14 protein-coding genes, 1 tRNA gene and 1 pseudogene are annotated in these 14,283 nt (G+C 68.4%); 4 read left to right on the plus strand and 12 right to left on the minus strand.

Annotation, left to right across the window (positions count from 1 at the left end):
* Positions 1–3 precede the first annotated feature (3 nt).
* Positions 4–1,380 carry a M16 family metallopeptidase gene (locus DX914_RS08900; protein WP_115858631.1) on the minus strand — a complete coding sequence of 459 codons (1,377 nt, stop codon included), beginning with the start codon at positions 1,378–1,380 and terminating at the stop codon, positions 4–6.
* 210 nt (positions 1,381–1,590) lie between these two features.
* Here DX914_RS08900 and bla point away from each other — a divergent pair, with 210 nt between their 5' ends.
* Together bla and DX914_RS08910 are read left to right on the plus strand one after the other, a co-directional pair.
* The gene (gene bla / locus DX914_RS08905; protein WP_115858632.1) at positions 1,591–2,472 is read left to right on the plus strand and encodes a subclass B3 metallo-beta-lactamase; all 882 of its coding nucleotides are present in this window, start codon (positions 1,591–1,593) and stop codon (positions 2,470–2,472) included.
* Complete coding sequence (locus tag DX914_RS08910; protein WP_115858633.1) at positions 2,472–2,960, plus strand: NUDIX hydrolase; 489 nt, start codon at positions 2,472–2,474, stop codon at positions 2,958–2,960. Before bla ends, DX914_RS08910 begins: the two co-directional genes overlap by 1 nt.
* Before the next feature lie 466 nt (positions 2,961–3,426).
* Here DX914_RS08910 and DX914_RS08915 read toward each other — a convergent pair whose 3' ends face one another.
* Positions 3,427–4,122: an alpha/beta hydrolase gene (locus DX914_RS08915; protein WP_115858634.1), complete on the minus strand. Its 696-nt coding sequence runs from the start codon at positions 4,120–4,122 to the stop codon at positions 3,427–3,429.
* A 257-nt stretch (positions 4,123–4,379) separates the two neighbouring features.
* Here DX914_RS08915 and DX914_RS08920 point away from each other — a divergent pair, with 257 nt between their 5' ends.
* Both DX914_RS08920 and DX914_RS08925 read left to right on the plus strand, forming a co-directional pair.
* Positions 4,380–5,297, plus strand: a complete 918-nt coding sequence (locus DX914_RS08920; protein WP_115858635.1) for an AraC family transcriptional regulator — start codon at positions 4,380–4,382, stop codon at positions 5,295–5,297.
* 81 nt (positions 5,298–5,378) lie between these two features.
* Positions 5,379–5,771, plus strand: coding sequence for a hypothetical protein (locus tag DX914_RS08925; protein ID WP_115858636.1), 393 nt, complete (start codon positions 5,379–5,381; stop codon positions 5,769–5,771).
* A gap of 214 nt (positions 5,772–5,985) precedes the next feature.
* Here DX914_RS08925 and DX914_RS08930 read toward each other — a convergent pair.
* The 10 genes and pseudogenes from DX914_RS08930 to infC all read right to left on the minus strand — a co-directional run bounded on the left by DX914_RS08930 (position 5,986) and on the right by infC (position 14,213).
* Positions 5,986–6,062: transfer RNA gene (locus DX914_RS08930), tRNA-Pro, on the minus strand.
* A gap of 54 nt (positions 6,063–6,116) precedes the next feature.
* Positions 6,117–6,473, minus strand: coding sequence for a MerR family transcriptional regulator (locus DX914_RS08935; RefSeq protein WP_055902735.1), 357 nt, complete (start codon positions 6,471–6,473; stop codon positions 6,117–6,119).
* Positions 6,454–6,765, minus strand: a pseudogene (locus DX914_RS08940) (integration host factor subunit alpha); the annotation flags it as partial. The gene DX914_RS08935 and the pseudogene DX914_RS08940, both read right to left, overlap by 20 nt.
* A gap of 22 nt (positions 6,766–6,787) precedes the next feature.
* A complete protein-coding gene (gene pheT, locus DX914_RS08945) occupies positions 6,788–9,190 on the minus strand; it encodes a phenylalanine--tRNA ligase subunit beta (RefSeq protein ID WP_115858638.1) in 2,403 nt (800 codons plus the stop codon).
* Between the two features lie 197 nt (positions 9,191–9,387).
* Entirely contained in the window at positions 9,388–10,398 is a 1,011-nt protein-coding gene (gene pheS / locus DX914_RS08950) for a phenylalanine--tRNA ligase subunit alpha (protein WP_115858639.1), read from the minus strand.
* A gap of 186 nt (positions 10,399–10,584) precedes the next feature.
* The gene (gene rplT, locus DX914_RS08955; RefSeq protein WP_115858640.1) at positions 10,585–10,944 is read right to left on the minus strand and encodes a 50S ribosomal protein L20; all 360 of its coding nucleotides are present in this window, start codon (positions 10,942–10,944) and stop codon (positions 10,585–10,587) included.
* A gap of 13 nt (positions 10,945–10,957) precedes the next feature.
* A complete protein-coding gene (rpmI, locus tag DX914_RS08960; protein ID WP_115858641.1) occupies positions 10,958–11,155 on the minus strand; it encodes a 50S ribosomal protein L35 in 198 nt (65 codons plus the stop codon).
* A 244-nt stretch (positions 11,156–11,399) separates the two neighbouring features.
* The gene (locus DX914_RS08965; RefSeq protein ID WP_115858642.1) at positions 11,400–12,605 is read right to left on the minus strand and encodes a Tle-like phospholipase domain-containing protein; all 1,206 of its coding nucleotides are present in this window, start codon (positions 12,603–12,605) and stop codon (positions 11,400–11,402) included.
* Positions 12,606–12,687: 82 nt separating this feature from the next.
* Positions 12,688–13,362 carry an ankyrin repeat domain-containing protein gene (locus tag DX914_RS08970; RefSeq protein ID WP_115859200.1) on the minus strand — a complete coding sequence of 225 codons (675 nt, stop codon included), beginning with the start codon at positions 13,360–13,362 and terminating at the stop codon, positions 12,688–12,690.
* Positions 13,363–13,673: 311 nt separating this feature from the next.
* A complete protein-coding gene (infC, locus tag DX914_RS08975; protein ID WP_115858643.1) occupies positions 13,674–14,213 on the minus strand; it encodes a translation initiation factor IF-3 in 540 nt (179 codons plus the stop codon).
* Positions 14,214–14,283: the final 70 nt, after the last annotated feature.

A 14,283-nucleotide genomic window follows, 5' to 3' on the forward strand; every position in this document is an offset into this window, starting at 1 on the left:
TCCTTACTCCGGCTTCTTGGCGGCCGGGGCCAGCATGGCTGCCGGCTTGCGGTCGATGACGGTGCGGTTGGGCACGGTCAGGTAGGTGCGCGCGACGCGCTGCAGATCGGCCGAGCTCACGCCTTCGATCCAGCCGGGAATCTTGTTCACGGTGGCGGCATCGCCCCACAGCGTCTGCAGCTTGGCCAGGGTGTCGGCGCGGTTGATGAAGCTTTCGATGCCGTTGTACCAATCGGCCAGCATGCGGGTCTTGACCCGCTTCAGCGTGGCCTCGTCCACGCCCTGCTCGGCGACCTTGGCGATCTCCTCGTCCATGGCCTTGAGCACGGCATCGGCGTTGGTGTCGGGCTTGTACAGCGCGAACACGGTGAACAGCGTGGGACCGTCGTAGGTCCAGGGGTCGGTCAGGCCGTACAGCGCTTCGACGTTGAGCGCGAGCTCGCGGCCCTTGACGATGCCCTGGTAGAAGCGCGAGGCGTCGCCTTCGGCCAGCAGCGCGCCCAGCACCGCCATCGGCGCCTGGTCGGCGCTGCCGCGATCGGGCATCTTCCAGGCCGCGGCGATCGCCGGCACCTGCGCCAGCGCGTCGCTCTGGGTGACGCGCTTTTCCTTGGTGTTCAGGCCTTCGCGGTAGTCCGGCGCTGGCGGCGCGGGGCGCGAGGGGATGCCGCCGAAGTACTTCTCGGCCAGGGCGAAGGCCTCGGCCGGCGCGATGTCGCCGGCAATGCCCAGCACCGCATTGTTGGGGCCGTAGTAGTCGCGGTGGAACGCGGCCACGTCCTTCAGGTTGGCGTTCTCCAGGTCCTGGAAGCTGCCGTAACCGTCGTGGTTGTTCTCCCACTTCTCGAACGCGTGCTGGCCGATGTCGATCCACATGAAGCCGCCGTAGGGCTGATTCTTCACGTTAACCCGGATCTCCTCCTTGACCACGTCCTGCTGGTTCTTCAGCGTGACCGGATTGAAGTCCAGGGTCTTCATGCGATCGGCTTCGAGCCACAGGATCGGCTCCAGCGCGGACACCGGCGCGACCTCGATGTAGTTGGTGAAATCGGCGCGGGTGGACCCGTTGTTGCGGCCGCCGCCGCCGGTGATCACGCGGTCGAAGACGCCTTCCTTCGCGTTGGGCGTGCCCTCGAACATCAGGTGCTCGAACAGGTGGGCGAAGCCGGTGCGGTTCTTCGGTTCCAGGCGCATGCCCACGTGATAGACCACGCTGATGCCCACGGTGGGCGAGCTGTGGTCTTCGGACACGACCACGGTCAGGCCGTTGTCGAGTTTCTTGACCGCCACCGGCAAGGTCCAGCGATCGCCGTCCGCCGCCAGGGCGGTGGAGGCGAGCGTGAGTCCGGCCAGCAGCAGCGCGAGGCGACGCTTGCGCATGGAAGTCTCCCTACTTGTATGAAGTTCCGTGATGAAGACCGCCACCCTAACGCCGCCCGCGCGGGCGCCATACCGGCCAGAAGTCATGTCGGGCGGAGGCACCGTGCCTGCGTTGGCGAGTCGCCGAAACGGGCGCGCGATGCTGGCTGCGCCGGCGCGGATCGCCGACACTTAAGCTTCTCCCCCGCCGCCCCCAGCCACCGCCCGCCCATGCCTTCGATCCGCCGCTGCGCCGCCGTTGCCGCCCTCGTCCTCGCTCCCGCCTTCGCCCCCACCGCCTCTGCCGCCGAGCCCGTGCTGCCGCAGGGCCGCGGCTACGAAACCCCCGAATACTGGCGCCAGCCCGTGGCGCCGTTCACGCTGGCCCAGCGCAGCTGGTACATCGGCACCGCCGGATTGAGCGCGGTGCTGATCAAGACCGACGCCGGCGCGGTGCTCATCGACGGCGGCCTGCCGCAGGCGGCCGACCTGATCCTGGCGCGCATGCAGCAGCTGGGCGTGGCGCCCTCGGACCTGCGTCTGATCCTGATCGGCCACGCCCATGCCGACCACGCCGGCCCGGTGGCCGCGATCCGCCGCGCGACCGGCGCGCGCGTGGTCGCCAGCGCCGAATCGGCGGTGCTGCTGGCGCGCGGCGGCACCGACGACATCCACAACGGCGACGGCCTGGACTTCCCGCCGGTGACGGTGGACCGCATCGTCATGGACGGCGAGATCGTCGAACTCGGCGGCGTGCGCATCACCACCCATTTCACTCCCGCGCACACGCCCGGCAGCACCAGCTGGACCTGGACCGACCAGCGCGACGGCAAGCCGCTGCGCATCGCCTATGCCGACAGCCTGAGCGCGCCGGGTTACAAGCTCATCGACAATCCGCGCTACCCGCATATCGTCGACGACTACCGCCGCGGCTACGCCGCCGTGCGCGCCCTGCCCTGCGACTTGCTGCTGACCCCGCACCCGGACGCCTCGGGCTGGAAGCCCGATAACACCGCCCAGCCGCATCCGCAGCCCATGAGCTGCGCGGCCTACGCCGACAAGGCCGAGCAGGCGCTGGACCAGCAGATCGCGCAGCAGCGCGGAGGCCGCTGATGCCCTACACGCCTATCGTGGCCACCCTGGGCTACGTGCTTTCGCCCGACGGCGAACAGGTGCTGATGGTCCACCGCAACGCGCGGCCCGACGATCACCAGCTGGGCAAGTACAACGGCCTGGGCGGCAAGCTCGAGCGCGACGAGGACGTGATGGCCGGCATGCGCCGCGAGATCCTCGAGGAGGCCGGCATCGCCTGCGATGAGCTGCAACTGCGCGGCACCGTCAGCTGGCCGGGCTTCGGCAAGCAAGGCGAGGACTGGCTGGGTTTCGTCTTCACCATCAGCCGCTACAGCGGCACGCCGTATGCAAGCAATCCCGAGGGCACGCTGGAATGGGTGCCGCTGGCGCGGCTGCACGAACTGCCGATGTGGGAAGGCGACCGCGAGTTCCTGCCGCTGGTGTTCGACCGCGATCCGCGGCCGTTCCATGGGGTGATGCCGTATCGCGACGGGCGCATGCAGTCGTGGCGGTATTCGCGCGGTTGAGACCCGCGCGGTCGATGCCCACCACCTCCACCGTCATTCCGGCGCAAGCCGGAACCCACTTTGATCTTGCTTCAGGCCTATCGCCGCGCCTCGAGCAACAGCAACCACAACATGGGTTCCGGCTTACGCCGCAATGACGGTGATGGTGCAGCCTTAAGAATTCGATGCGCGAATCCGGGACGTACTCAACCTGCGATGCGCATCCCCGCCCGGATCGAACGCCCTACCCTCCGCGCCGATGCCGTCGCAAGGCCGGCCGCCACGTCGGCGCCGGCAGCGTCGCGGCGGCCGTAGCCGAGAGCAGCCGCAGAAAGGCGGCTCGCAAGTCGCAGTGCAGCTCGGGGTCCGCGGGGTTGGCGCTGAACGCAGCGTTGCGAGCCGCCGCAAGCGCGGTCGCGTCGTCGGCATCCTCGGAAGTCGGGAAACCCAAGGCGCGATCGGATCCGTTCGGCGACGGCGGCCGGACTCAGCCGGCCGTAGCCTGCGCGGCCTCGTCGATCAACGCCGCCACCTCCGCCGGCCGCGACGCCAGCGACGCGTGGCTGGCATCGAGCTTGAGCACCTTCTTCGCGCCCATGCGCACCGACATGTGCTCCTGGTTCTCGGGGTGGATCATGCGGTCCTGAGTGGACAGCTGGTACCAGCACGGTTTTTTCTTCCAGGCCGGCGCGGTGATGTTGTCGCCGAAGGTGCCGGCCAGCGGCGCTTTCTGGGTGACCGCCATCACCAGCGCTTCGTCGGCGCTCAGGTCCTGGCAGAAACTCTCGTGGAACTTGTCGGCCTTCAGCCACAGGTAGCCGTCGCTGTCCGGCGCCAGGTTCGGCGCGGCCTGCGGCAGATGGGCCTGGGTGATGCCGCCCGGGCTTTCGCCCATGTCCGGCGCGAACGCGGCGATGTAGACCAGGGCCTGCACGTTGGCCTGGTCGCCCATCTGGGTGATGACCGCGCCGCCATAGGAATGCCCCACCAGCACCACCGGGCCGTCCACCTGCGCCACCATCTTGCGCGTGCGCTCGGCGTCGTCGGCCAGCGAAGTCAGCGGATTTTCGACCGCACGGATGTCGCCGTAACCCATCCGGGCCAACGCGACGATCACCTTCGACCAGTGGGCCGCTCCGCCCCAAAAACCGTGCACCAGCACCACCGTGGGTTTGTTGCTCATGGCCCTGCCCTCCCGAATCGAAGCGTGGATCGATATGCACTTTCAACGTGGCAACGGCGCGAAAGCGGTCGGCACGAAGTTTGCGTACGGCAAGTAATCGCTTTCGATAGCGCGCAGGAAACTCGCTTCGCCGAAAGAACGAAGCTTCTGCGCTATATCGATGCCCGGTCGCGTGGTTTCCTCTGGACGAGAATGTGGATTCGGTGCAACTGTATTCGTAGCCCGATCATGGGTCTTGATCGAAACGCCGTAACGCCATGCCGAAACGCCAAATCGCCTTGAAAACGCCCGCATCGGCCGCCCCCGACGCATTCTTCGAAGTCTTCAGCCTGACCCGAATGCGTGGCGAATCGGTGACCAACGATCAATTGCTAAGAAACGAATCAAGAGATTTTCCCAGCGCCGCGGCTTATTTCCATTCCCTAGACGGACCTTCCTGCACCTTACGCATCGCCGACAGCAGACGAAAACTCACCCTGCACTCCGGCGATCTGATTTTCCTTCCGCACGGCGATGCGCACCGCATCGAATACGCCGCCAAGCACGACGCCCCCGTGCGGCTCACCACCGGGGTTTTCCGCTTCGAATCCGCCTACGGCAACGCGCTCACGCGTTCGCTGCCGCAGTGGCTGCACGTATCGCAACTGGACCGCATGCCGACCTCGCCGCCGATCAGCGCGGTGGAATGGCTGGCGGTGACGCTGGCGGCGATGCACGTGGAAACCGAACAACCCACGCTGGGCAGCGCGGTGATGCTGTCGCGGCTGATCGACCTGCTGTTCGTGTGGGCGGTGCGGCATTGGCTGGCCAGTTCGCCCAAGCAGCCCAGCGGCTGGATCGCCGCGCTGCAGGACCCGATGATCGGCGAGGCGCTGTCGCTGCTGCATTCCGACCCGGCCCACGACTGGAGCGTGGAGGCGCTGGCCGAACGCCTGCATCAGTCGCGCTCCGGGCTGTCGCAGCGCTTCGTCGCCCTGGTCGGCGAACCGCCGATCCGCTACCTGACCCGCTGGCGCATGCATCTGGCCGCGGAACTGCTGGCCTCGTCCAACCTGCGCGTGTCGCAGATCGCCGAACGCGTGGGCTACGACTCCGAGCCCGCCTTCAGCCGCGCCTTCCGCCGCTACCTGGGCGAGGCGCCGGTGGAGTACCGCAATGCGCGCAAGGCCGCCTGAACCGCGTCCGCGGCCGGCCGGGGCCTAGCTGGCCCCGGCGATGTCCGCTTTCCAGCGCGATCCCCGAAAGACGACTGTGCCATGAGCCACTCCGCCCGCCTTTGCGCCGACTACCGCGAGTACCTGGCCCTGTTCGGCCCGCACCTGAGCCTGCCCGAATTCGCCCAGGCCTACCGGGCGACGCGCCGGCCCGCGGGCGGGCGCGACCGGCGCGCGCGTTACCGCACGCTGCGCGCCTGGATCGCCGCGGCGGCCGAGACGGAGCTGGCGCAGCAGCGCGAACGGCTGCGCCAATGCCGGATCAAATTGGCGGCGCGCCCCGCGCTCAAGGGCGCGGCCAGCGAGGAACGCATCGCCACCCAGCGCATCGTGCGCGCGCATTACCGGCTGATGGAGTTGCGGCGCAGCGAGCCGGTGGCGCGGGCTGCGGGTGCGCGTGCCTCATCGGCCCGCGCGTCCGCCGCACGGGTTTGAGGGCGCCCTACGGGCTCTGGAATCAAAATGGGTTCCGGCTTTCGCCGGAATGACGGTATGAGCGGTGCGCGACCGATTCGAAGGCTGGAACGGCAGGCAGCAGCGTGCGCCCCCACCAAAGCGGGCCGATATTGAAACGATAGGGTGAGAATAGGGTGGAAATAGGGTGGGCGAAAAAATCGCCACTTCCAACCCGTTGATTTATCGCAAGTAATGGTCGGGACGGCCGGATTTGAACCGACGACCCTCTGCCCCCCAGGCAGATGCGCTACCAGGCTGCGCTACGCCCCGACGTGTTGCGATCACCGCCCTTGCGAGCGGGCGGCAAGTATAGCCGCAAAACGATCAGCGCCGCAGCAGTTGCAGCACTTCTTCCAGTTCCATCCGCACCTGGCGGATGATTTGCGAGCTCAGCGCCGACTCGTCCTTGGCGGCTTCCCCTTCCAGGCGCAGGCGGGCGCCGCCGATAGTGTAGCCCTGTTCGTACAGCAGGCCGCGGATCTGCCGCACCATCAGCACTTCGTGGCGCTGGTAATAACGGCGGTTGCCGCGGCGCTTGACCGGATTGAGGGTCGGAAACTCGGTTTCCCAGTAACGCAGCACATGCGGCTTGACGTCGCACAGCTCGCTGACCTCACCGATGGTGAAGTAGCGCTTCGCCGGGATCGGCGGAAGTTCGCGATTACTGCCCGGATCCAGCATAAGCCTCCACCCGCTCCTTGAGTTTCTGGCCCGGGCGGAAGGTCACCACCGTCCGCGCCGAGATCGGAATTTCCTCGCCGGTCTTCGGATTGCGCCCCGGCCGCTGATTCTTGCGGCGCAGGTCGAAATTGCCGAAGCCCGACAGCTTGACCTGCCGGCCCTGCTCCAACGCTTCGCGCAACGCGTCGAAGAACGCGTCGACGAATTCCTTGGCTTCGCGCTTGTTCAGACCGACTTCGTCGAACAGCCGTTCCGCCATTTCAGCCTTGGTCAATGCCACATCGTTTCCCCTGTTCCTATGCCGCGATGCGCGCTCAGGCGCGGATCTTGGCGCCGTGGTCGCGTTCGATCGCCGCCATCACCGCCTTCACCACTTCTTCCACATCGCGGTCGGTCAGGGTGCGCGATTCATCCTGCAGAATCAAGCCCATAGCGAGACTCTTGCATCCGGTTTCCACCCCCTTGCCCTGGTAGCGGTCGAACAGCACCAGATCACGCAGGGACGGGCCCGCAGCCGCCTGAACAGAGGCCGCCAGGGCCGACCAGGGCACGTCCTGGGCGACGACGAACGCGAGGTCGCGGCGGACGGACGGATAGCGCGACAGCGCCCCGGCGCGCGGCAGCGGGCGCTGGGCCAGCGGCGCCAGGTCGAGCTCGAAGCCCAGCACCTCGGCGTCCAGGTCCAGGGCGCGCTGCAGGCGCGGGTGCAACTGGCCGATCCAGCCCAGGCAGGTCTCGCCCTGCCCGTCGACGCGGTAGACGTCGGCCGAGCGGCCCGGGTGGGCCCAGGCCGGCTGCGAGGCGCGGTAGTCCAGGCGCGCGCCGGACAGCGCGGCCAGGCTGTCCAGGTCGCCCTTGAGATCGTGGAAGCCCAGCGGGCGGCTCTTGCCGTCCCACTGCTCGGCGCCGGCATCGCCGCAGGCCACCGCGGCGATGCGCAGGGTCTCCAGCGGCGCCTGGCCCGCGCGCGCGGCGAATACGTTGCCCAGCTCGAACAGGCGCACGCGCGGCTGCTGGCGCGCGAGGTTGCGGCCCAACGCGGCGACCAGGCCCGGCAACAGGCGCGTGCGCATGGCGCCGAGCTCGGCGCTGAGCGGATTGGCCAGCGGCACCATGCCGTCCTGGGCCTGCCAGGTGGCGAGCAGGCCGGCGTCGACGAAGGCATAGTTCACCGCCTCCAGATAATCGCGTGCGGCCAATTGGCGGCGCAGCACCGACGCGTCGACGCGGGTTTCGCTGGGCGCGATCAGGCGCGCGGCGCCGGCCGGCAGCGTGGTCGGCACGGCGTCGTAGCCGTGGATGCGCGCGATCTCCTCGATCAGGTCTTCCTCGATCGCCAGATCGAAGCGGCGGCTGGGCGCGGTCACGCTCCAACCCTCGTCGGTGGCGGCGACCGCCAGGCCCAGCGCGCTCAGGATGCGTTCGACTTCGGCGTCGGCCACGCGCAGGCCGAGCACGCGCGCCAGGCGCTCGCGGCGCAGGCGCACCGGCTGCGGCGCGGACAGGTGCTCGGGCAGCACCGCCTCGGTCGTGGGGCCCGGCACGCCGCCGGCGATCTCGACGATCAGGCGGGTGGCGGTTTCCACGGCCTGGCGCGGCAGTTCGGGGTCCACGCCGCGCTCGAAGCGATGGCCGGCATCGGTGTGCAGGCCGAGCTTGCGGCCGCGGCCGATGATCGCCGAGGGAATCCAGTGCGCGGCTTCCAGGAACACATTGACGGTGGCGTCGGTCACGCGGGTGTCGTGGCCGCCCATGATGCCGCCCAGGGCCACGGCGCGCGCGCCGCGTCCGCCCTGGCTGTCGGCCACGACCAGGAAATCCTCGTCCAGGCTCACCGTGCGGCCGTCGAGCAGCTTGCACTGCTCGCCCGCGCGCGCCGGACGCACCACCACCGGCGCGCTCAGGCTGTCGCGATCGAAGGCGTGCATGGGCTGGCCCAGCTCCAGCATCACGTACTGGGTCACGTCGACCAGGAAGCTGATCGGGCGGATGCCGCTGCGGCGCAGGCGCTCGACCATCCACACCGGGGTCTGCGCGCGCGCATTCACGCCGTCGATGGCGCGGCCGACGAAGCGCGGCACCTTGGCGCCGGCGTCCAGTTCCACCGCCATCTGCGCATCGCTCAGCGCCGGCATCGGCGCGGCGTCCAGCGGCACCACGCTGGAACCGCAGGCCGCGGCCACGTCGAAGGCGATACCGCGCACGCTGAAGCAGTCGGCGCGGTTCGGGGTCAGCTTGATCTCGATGCTGGCGTCGGGCAGGCCCAGGTACTGCGCCAGCGGCGCGCCCACCGGCGCGTCCTCGGGCAGTTCCAGCAGGCCGGACGCGTCCGGGTCCACGCCCAGTTCCTTGGCCGAGCACAGCATGCCGAAGGATTCCACGCCGCGCAGCTTGGCGGCCTTGATCGCCATGCCGCCGGGCAGCAGCGCGCCGACCGTGGCCAGCGGCGCCTTCAGGCCCGCGCGCGCGTTGGGCGCGCCGCACACGATCTGTACCGTGGCGCCGTCGCCGATCTCGACCTGACACACCTGCAGGCGGTCGGCCTCGGGGTGTTTTTCGGCGCTGACGATGCGCGCCACCACCACGCCGTCCAGGGACTCGCCCAGCGCGACGACCTCTTCGACCTCCAGGCCGATCGCGGTCAACGTCGCGGCCAGCTGCTCGCGGGTCGCGTCGGTCGGCACGTGCTGGCGCAGCCAGTTTTCGCTGAATTTCATAAGGGACTCGGGAGACTGGGGTCGAGAATCTGGATGTCTGTGTTCGGAACTGCAGAAGCACTACGGCGGCGGTCGTCGTTTCGTTCCGTCATCCCCGCGCACGCGGGGATCCAGGGCTCTATCGAGGCATGACTCTGAAGTCTCTGGATCCCCGCCTTCGCGGGGATGACGAACGAAAGCCCGGTCGCCGCGACCGATCAGGCGAACTGCCTGAGGAAGCGCACGTCGTTGTCGAAGAAGCTGCGCAGGTCGTCCACGCCGTAGCGCAGCATGGCGAAGCGCTCCACGCCCAGGCCGAAGGCGTAGCCGGTGTACTTCTCCGGATCGATGCCGACGTTGCGCAGCACGTTCGGGTGGACCATGCCGCAGCCCAGCACTTCCAGCCAGCGGGTCGAACCGTCGGGCTGCTGCCAGGCGATGTCGACTTCGGCCGAAGGCTCGGTGAAGGGGAAGTAGCTGGGGCGGAAGCGCATTTCGAAATCGCGCTCGAAGAACGCGCGCACGAATTCGGCCAGCGTGCCCTTGAGGTCGGCGAAGCTGGCGTGCTCGTCCACCAGCAGGCCCTCGCACTGGTGGAACATGGGCGTATGGGTCTGATCGCTGTCGCTGCGGTAGACCTTGCCCAGCGCGATCATGCGCAGCGGCGGCTTGTGGTCGAGCATGTAGCGCACCTGCACGCCCGAGGTGTGCGTGCGCAGCAGGCGGGCGACACCGGCGCTGTCGGGCGGGAAGTAGAAGGTGTCGTGCATGGCGCGCGCCGGATGGTGCGGCGGGAAGTTCAGCGCCTCGAAGTTGTGCCAGTCGTCCTCGATCTCGGGGCCGTCGCTGAGGGCGAAGCCCAGGCGGCCGAAGATCTCGGCGATGCGCTCCATGGTGCGGCTGACCGGGTGCAGGCCGCCCACCGCCGAGCGCAGGCCCGGCAAGGTGACGTCCACCGATTCGGAGGCCAGGCGCGCGTCCAGGGCCGCGTCGTCCAGCGCCTGCTTGCGCCGGTTGAGCGCGTCGGTGAGCACGTCGCGGGCCTTGTTGATCGCCTCGCCGGCGCTCTTGCGCTGTTCCGGCGGCAGCGCGCCCAGCTGCTTGAGCTGCGCGGTGACGCTGCCGGACTTGCCCAGCAGGGCGATGCGCAGCGCTTCCACCGCCTCGGAACTGGTCGCTGCCGCGATGTCGGCGAGCGAGCGCTGGCTGAGTTGTTCGATCTCGCTCATGGGGGATCGCTTCCTAATGCAACTAGCGAATGGGACCGGGAAGACCCGCCTGCCGCGAGAGCACGGACAGCGGACCGCCCAAAACGACAATGGGGAAGGACTTGCGCCCTTCCCCATGCCTTAACCACGTTGTCCTCGCACCGAACCAGTGCAGGGCACGTGGCTCGGGACGGGGATGGAAACAGGTTACGCCGCGAGCGCGCTTTTAGCCTTTTCAGCCAGCGCCGCAAAACCCGCCGCATCGTGCACGGCGATATCCGCCAGCACCTTGCGGTCCAGGGTGATGCCGGACTTGAGCAGGCCGTTCATGAAGCGGCTGTAGCTCATGCCGTTGATGCGGGCCGCCGCGTTGATGCGGGTGATCCACAGCGAACGGAAGTTGCGCTTCTTCTGCTTACGACCGATGTAGGCGTACTGCAGAGCCTTCGTCACCGCCTGCTTGGCGACGCGGAAGACCTTGCGGCGGGCGTGATAGTAGCCCTTGGCCTGCTTCAGGATTTTCTTGTGACGGCGGCGCGCCGTAACACCACGCTTGACTCGTGCCATTGTTCAGTCCTCCTCAGAGATACGGCAGCATGCGGACCAGACGGCCTGCGTCCTCGGCACGAACGTGGTTCGTCTGCCGCAGGTTGCGCTTACGCTTGGTCGCCTTCTTGGTGAGGATGTGGCTCTTGTTGGCGTGGCCGCACTTGAACTTGCCGGAAGCGGTCTTCCGGAAGCGCTTGGCTGCCGCCCGATTGGTCTTGATCTTGGGCATTGCGATGTCCTTTCGGAGATTAGGTCACTGGCCTGGGCGGTGGCTGTCGCCACGCTTTCCGTCCTGCCCTTGCCGGCTTATAAGTCGTTGATCCGAAAGGGATCACGACAGGTCCGTAGTACTGCATACAACAAACCCGGCGAACCGGGCCGGCCATTATGCCCGCACCGCGGCCCGCATGCAAACGGGCCCGGGATCGAATTCCCAGGCAAATCATGGCGTTGGCGGCCGGCGGCCGCCGGGCTCAGCGGCCGCGTGCGGCCAGGGCGGGCTCCAGGGCCGGCGCGGGCGCGGCCTGCGCCGGCTCGCGCTGGGCCAGCTGCAGCGACTGCTCGCTGCTGCGCGCCAGCGGCTGCTCGCGCGCGGCGGCCACGTCCACGTGGGCCACGCGCTGCGATTCGGCCTGCTGGCCCTGCACCGCGAAGGCGCGACGGCCGTCCTCGCCGAACACCACCCTGTCCACGCGCTGCAGATCGCCGCGCTGGGCCTCCAGCGCCAGCGCGCCGGCCAGGCGCTGGGTCTGCTCGCCGTCCAGGCCGCGCGCGGCGGCCTGGCCCTGCAGGCCCTCCAGCGACTGCCGGTACAGGCCGTTGGCCGGGTGCGCGGGCTGGTCCATGCGCGCCATGCCGCGCTGCTCGAAGTCCTTGCCGAACTTCTTTTCCTGGGCCTCGATCACCGCGTCGATGTAGTGCATCTCCACGCCGTGCTTGATCGACTTGACCGGATTGAGCTTCTGCCAGAACGACAGCGGGTCCGGGTCGGGCAGTTCGATCTTGTGGCCGACCGCGTCGGGCATGAGGTGGCGGATGATCGGCTTGTTTTCCTGCAACTCGGTCAGGATCTCGTTGTCCACCGCGTAGCGGCGGATCAGGCCCCGCTCGGCCTCGCGCTTGACCGCGTCCGGGTCCAGGCCCACACGCTCCAGGGTGCGGTCGTGCACGCCGGCGGCGTTGAAGGTGACCGCCGGGGTGTCGGTGGACACCGCCGCGGCCGCGGCCAGGCCGCCGCCCAGCGAATGGCCGGTGATGACCAGGTCCTGGCCGAAGGCGACCTTGGCCTGGCGCGCCAGGGCCATGGCCTGGTTGTACTGCGAGGTCTCGAAACCCAGGCCCTGGCCGAAGTTGGTCAGCCAGTCCTTGGCCTCGTCGGTGCCGCTGTAGGCCAGCACGTGGCGCCCCTGGCCGTCGCCGTAGACCACGGCGAGGAAGCCGCTGCTCTGGTTCTTGAGCAGGGTCGGGTCGATGCCGACGCCGCGCAGTTCGTCCTCGCCCAAGGGCTTCCAGGCGCCCACGCCCTCCTGGCGGCCGTTGCGGTCGTAGTCGTAGACGTCGCGCATGAGCTTGGCCAAGGTCACGTCCACCGGCAGCGCGGACTGGCCGCGCACCTCATCGGCGAACGTAGGCCGCTGGCCCTGCGCGCTCAGGCGCTCCGGATCGATCTGTGCATTCATCCCTGCCGCTCCCCTCTACAACTCCTGACGGATGCCAACCGGCCGCGTCGTGCGGCCGATCCCCTGGCCTACCCGGCCGCGCTCAGCGCGGTCCTTCCAGCGCCACGCCGTGCGACGTGAGCCAGGCCTCCACTTCTTCCCGCCGCTGGCGGGTTTGCGCGTTCAGCAGCGACGCGCGGGTCATGAACAGATAGCGCTGAAAGGTGGCGCCCTGGGCGTTGCGCGCCTTCGGGTCGGCGCCGGCTTTGAGCAGATCCAGCGCGCGCGCCGGTTCGTTGATCTGGCCGGCGGTATGCAGCGGCGTGTTGCCGACGCGGTCGGCCAGGTTCGGATCGGCGCCGGCGGCCAGCAGCGCGTGGAACTGCGCCTCGCGCTCGCCCATCAGCGCCGAGCGCAGCGGGCCGGCGCCGGATTCGGGATTGCGCACGTTCGGATCGACGCCGCGCGCGAGCAATTCGGTCAGGTAGGACGCGTCGTTGGCCATCGCCGCCAGGTGCACGACGGTGTCGCCGTCCACCCCGGGCTGCTTGGGGTCGGCGCCGGCGTCGAGCAGCGCCTTGAGGCTGTCCAGGCGCTGGTTCAGCAGCGCCCATTGCAGCAGGGTCACGTTCTTGTCGCCGCGCGCGGACAGGTCGGTGCCGGCGGCCAGCGCGCGCACGCGGCTGTCGTCGCCCTGGGCCACGGCTTCGGCGAGCGCCGCCACCGCCGGGTCGGCGAAAATCTGCTGCGCGTGCGGACGGGTTTCGGTTGCGAGCATTGCGTTCTTCTCCATGGCGCAAGTCGTACAGGCCGCGCATGCGGCGATCGACAGCAAGATGGCCTGCGCCATCCCTCGGGCCTTCGCGCTATCCAGTCGCATCAGCACCTCTTGGCACGCTCCCCGCGTACCTACTGCACCGCATGGTGCCGGGAAGGGATGACAGGAACAAGCGCCCCGGGCCTGTCTCTTGGCCCTATGCGACGGAACGCCCCGGGCTGTGCGCCCAGTCACGCTTCCGGGCCCCGAAAACAAAAACCCCCGCACCAGGCGGGGGTTCTCGGATCGGTTCCGGCGCGCGCGCCGGACGATCAGGTCTTCTTCTTCGGCGCGATCATCATGACCATCTGCCGCCCTTCCAGACGCGGGCGCGACTCGATCACGATCTCGTCGCCCAGGTCGGCCTCGATCCGCGCCGCCATTTCGCGACCGAGCTCCTGATGGCTCATTTCGCGGCCGCGGAAGCGGATGTTGACCTTGACCTTGTCGCCCTCTTCCAGGAACCGGCGCATGTTGCGCAGCTTGATCTGGTAGTCGCCCTCGTCGGTGACCGGACGGAACTTGAGTTCCTTGATCTCGACCTGCTTCTGCTTCTTCTTGGCCTCGTTGGCCTTCTTCTGCTGCTCGAAGCGGAACTTGCCGAAATCCATGATCTTGCAGACCGGCGGATCGGCGTTGGGCTGGATTTCCACGAGATCCAGGTCTTCGTCCTCGGCCATGCGCAGCGCTTCGTCGCGCGTGAGCACGCCGATCATTTCGCCATCGCTGCCGATCACGCGCACGCGCGGTACGCGGATTTCCTGGTTCTTGCGGTTCGGCTTCTCGGGGGTACTGATGTTGCAATCTCCAATAGTGGCACGCCCTGCGTGCCGGGCCGTCCCGGACGGTTCCGGGACGGAGTCTGTTATCTGCTGCTGCGCG

It is taken from the genome of Lysobacter silvisoli (assembly GCF_003382365.1).
Lineage (GTDB): Bacteria > Pseudomonadota > Gammaproteobacteria > Xanthomonadales > Xanthomonadaceae > Lysobacter > Lysobacter silvisoli.

Excerpts from the sequence above, each read along its gene's own strand:
- DX914_RS08920 (WP_115858635.1), top strand. The coding sequence starts at position 4,380 with ATGCCGAAACGCCAAATCGCCTTGAAAACGCCCGCATCGGCCGCCCCC.
- DX914_RS08915 (WP_115858634.1), bottom strand. The coding sequence starts at position 4,122 with ATGAGCAACAAACCCACGGTGGTGCTGGTGCACGGTTTTTGGGGCGGA.
- pheT (WP_115858638.1), bottom strand. The coding sequence starts at position 9,190 with ATGAAATTCAGCGAAAACTGGCTGCGCCAGCACGTGCCGACCGACGCG.
- DX914_RS08925 (WP_115858636.1), top strand. The coding sequence starts at position 5,379 with ATGAGCCACTCCGCCCGCCTTTGCGCCGACTACCGCGAGTACCTGGCC.
- bla (WP_115858632.1), top strand. The coding sequence starts at position 1,591 with ATGCCTTCGATCCGCCGCTGCGCCGCCGTTGCCGCCCTCGTCCTCGCT.
- DX914_RS08965 (WP_115858642.1), bottom strand. The coding sequence starts at position 12,605 with ATGAATGCACAGATCGATCCGGAGCGCCTGAGCGCGCAGGGCCAGCGG.
- pheS (WP_115858639.1), bottom strand. The coding sequence starts at position 10,398 with ATGAGCGAGATCGAACAACTCAGCCAGCGCTCGCTCGCCGACATCGCG.
- DX914_RS08910 (WP_115858633.1), top strand. The coding sequence starts at position 2,472 with ATGCCCTACACGCCTATCGTGGCCACCCTGGGCTACGTGCTTTCGCCC.
- DX914_RS08970 (WP_115859200.1), bottom strand. The coding sequence starts at position 13,362 with ATGCTCGCAACCGAAACCCGTCCGCACGCGCAGCAGATTTTCGCCGAC.
- rplT (WP_115858640.1), bottom strand. The coding sequence starts at position 10,944 with ATGGCACGAGTCAAGCGTGGTGTTACGGCGCGCCGCCGTCACAAGAAA.
- DX914_RS08935 (WP_055902735.1), bottom strand. The coding sequence starts at position 6,473 with ATGCTGGATCCGGGCAGTAATCGCGAACTTCCGCCGATCCCGGCGAAG.
- DX914_RS08900 (WP_115858631.1), bottom strand. The coding sequence starts at position 1,380 with ATGCGCAAGCGTCGCCTCGCGCTGCTGCTGGCCGGACTCACGCTCGCC.
- rpmI (WP_115858641.1), bottom strand. The coding sequence starts at position 11,155 with ATGCCCAAGATCAAGACCAATCGGGCGGCAGCCAAGCGCTTCCGGAAG.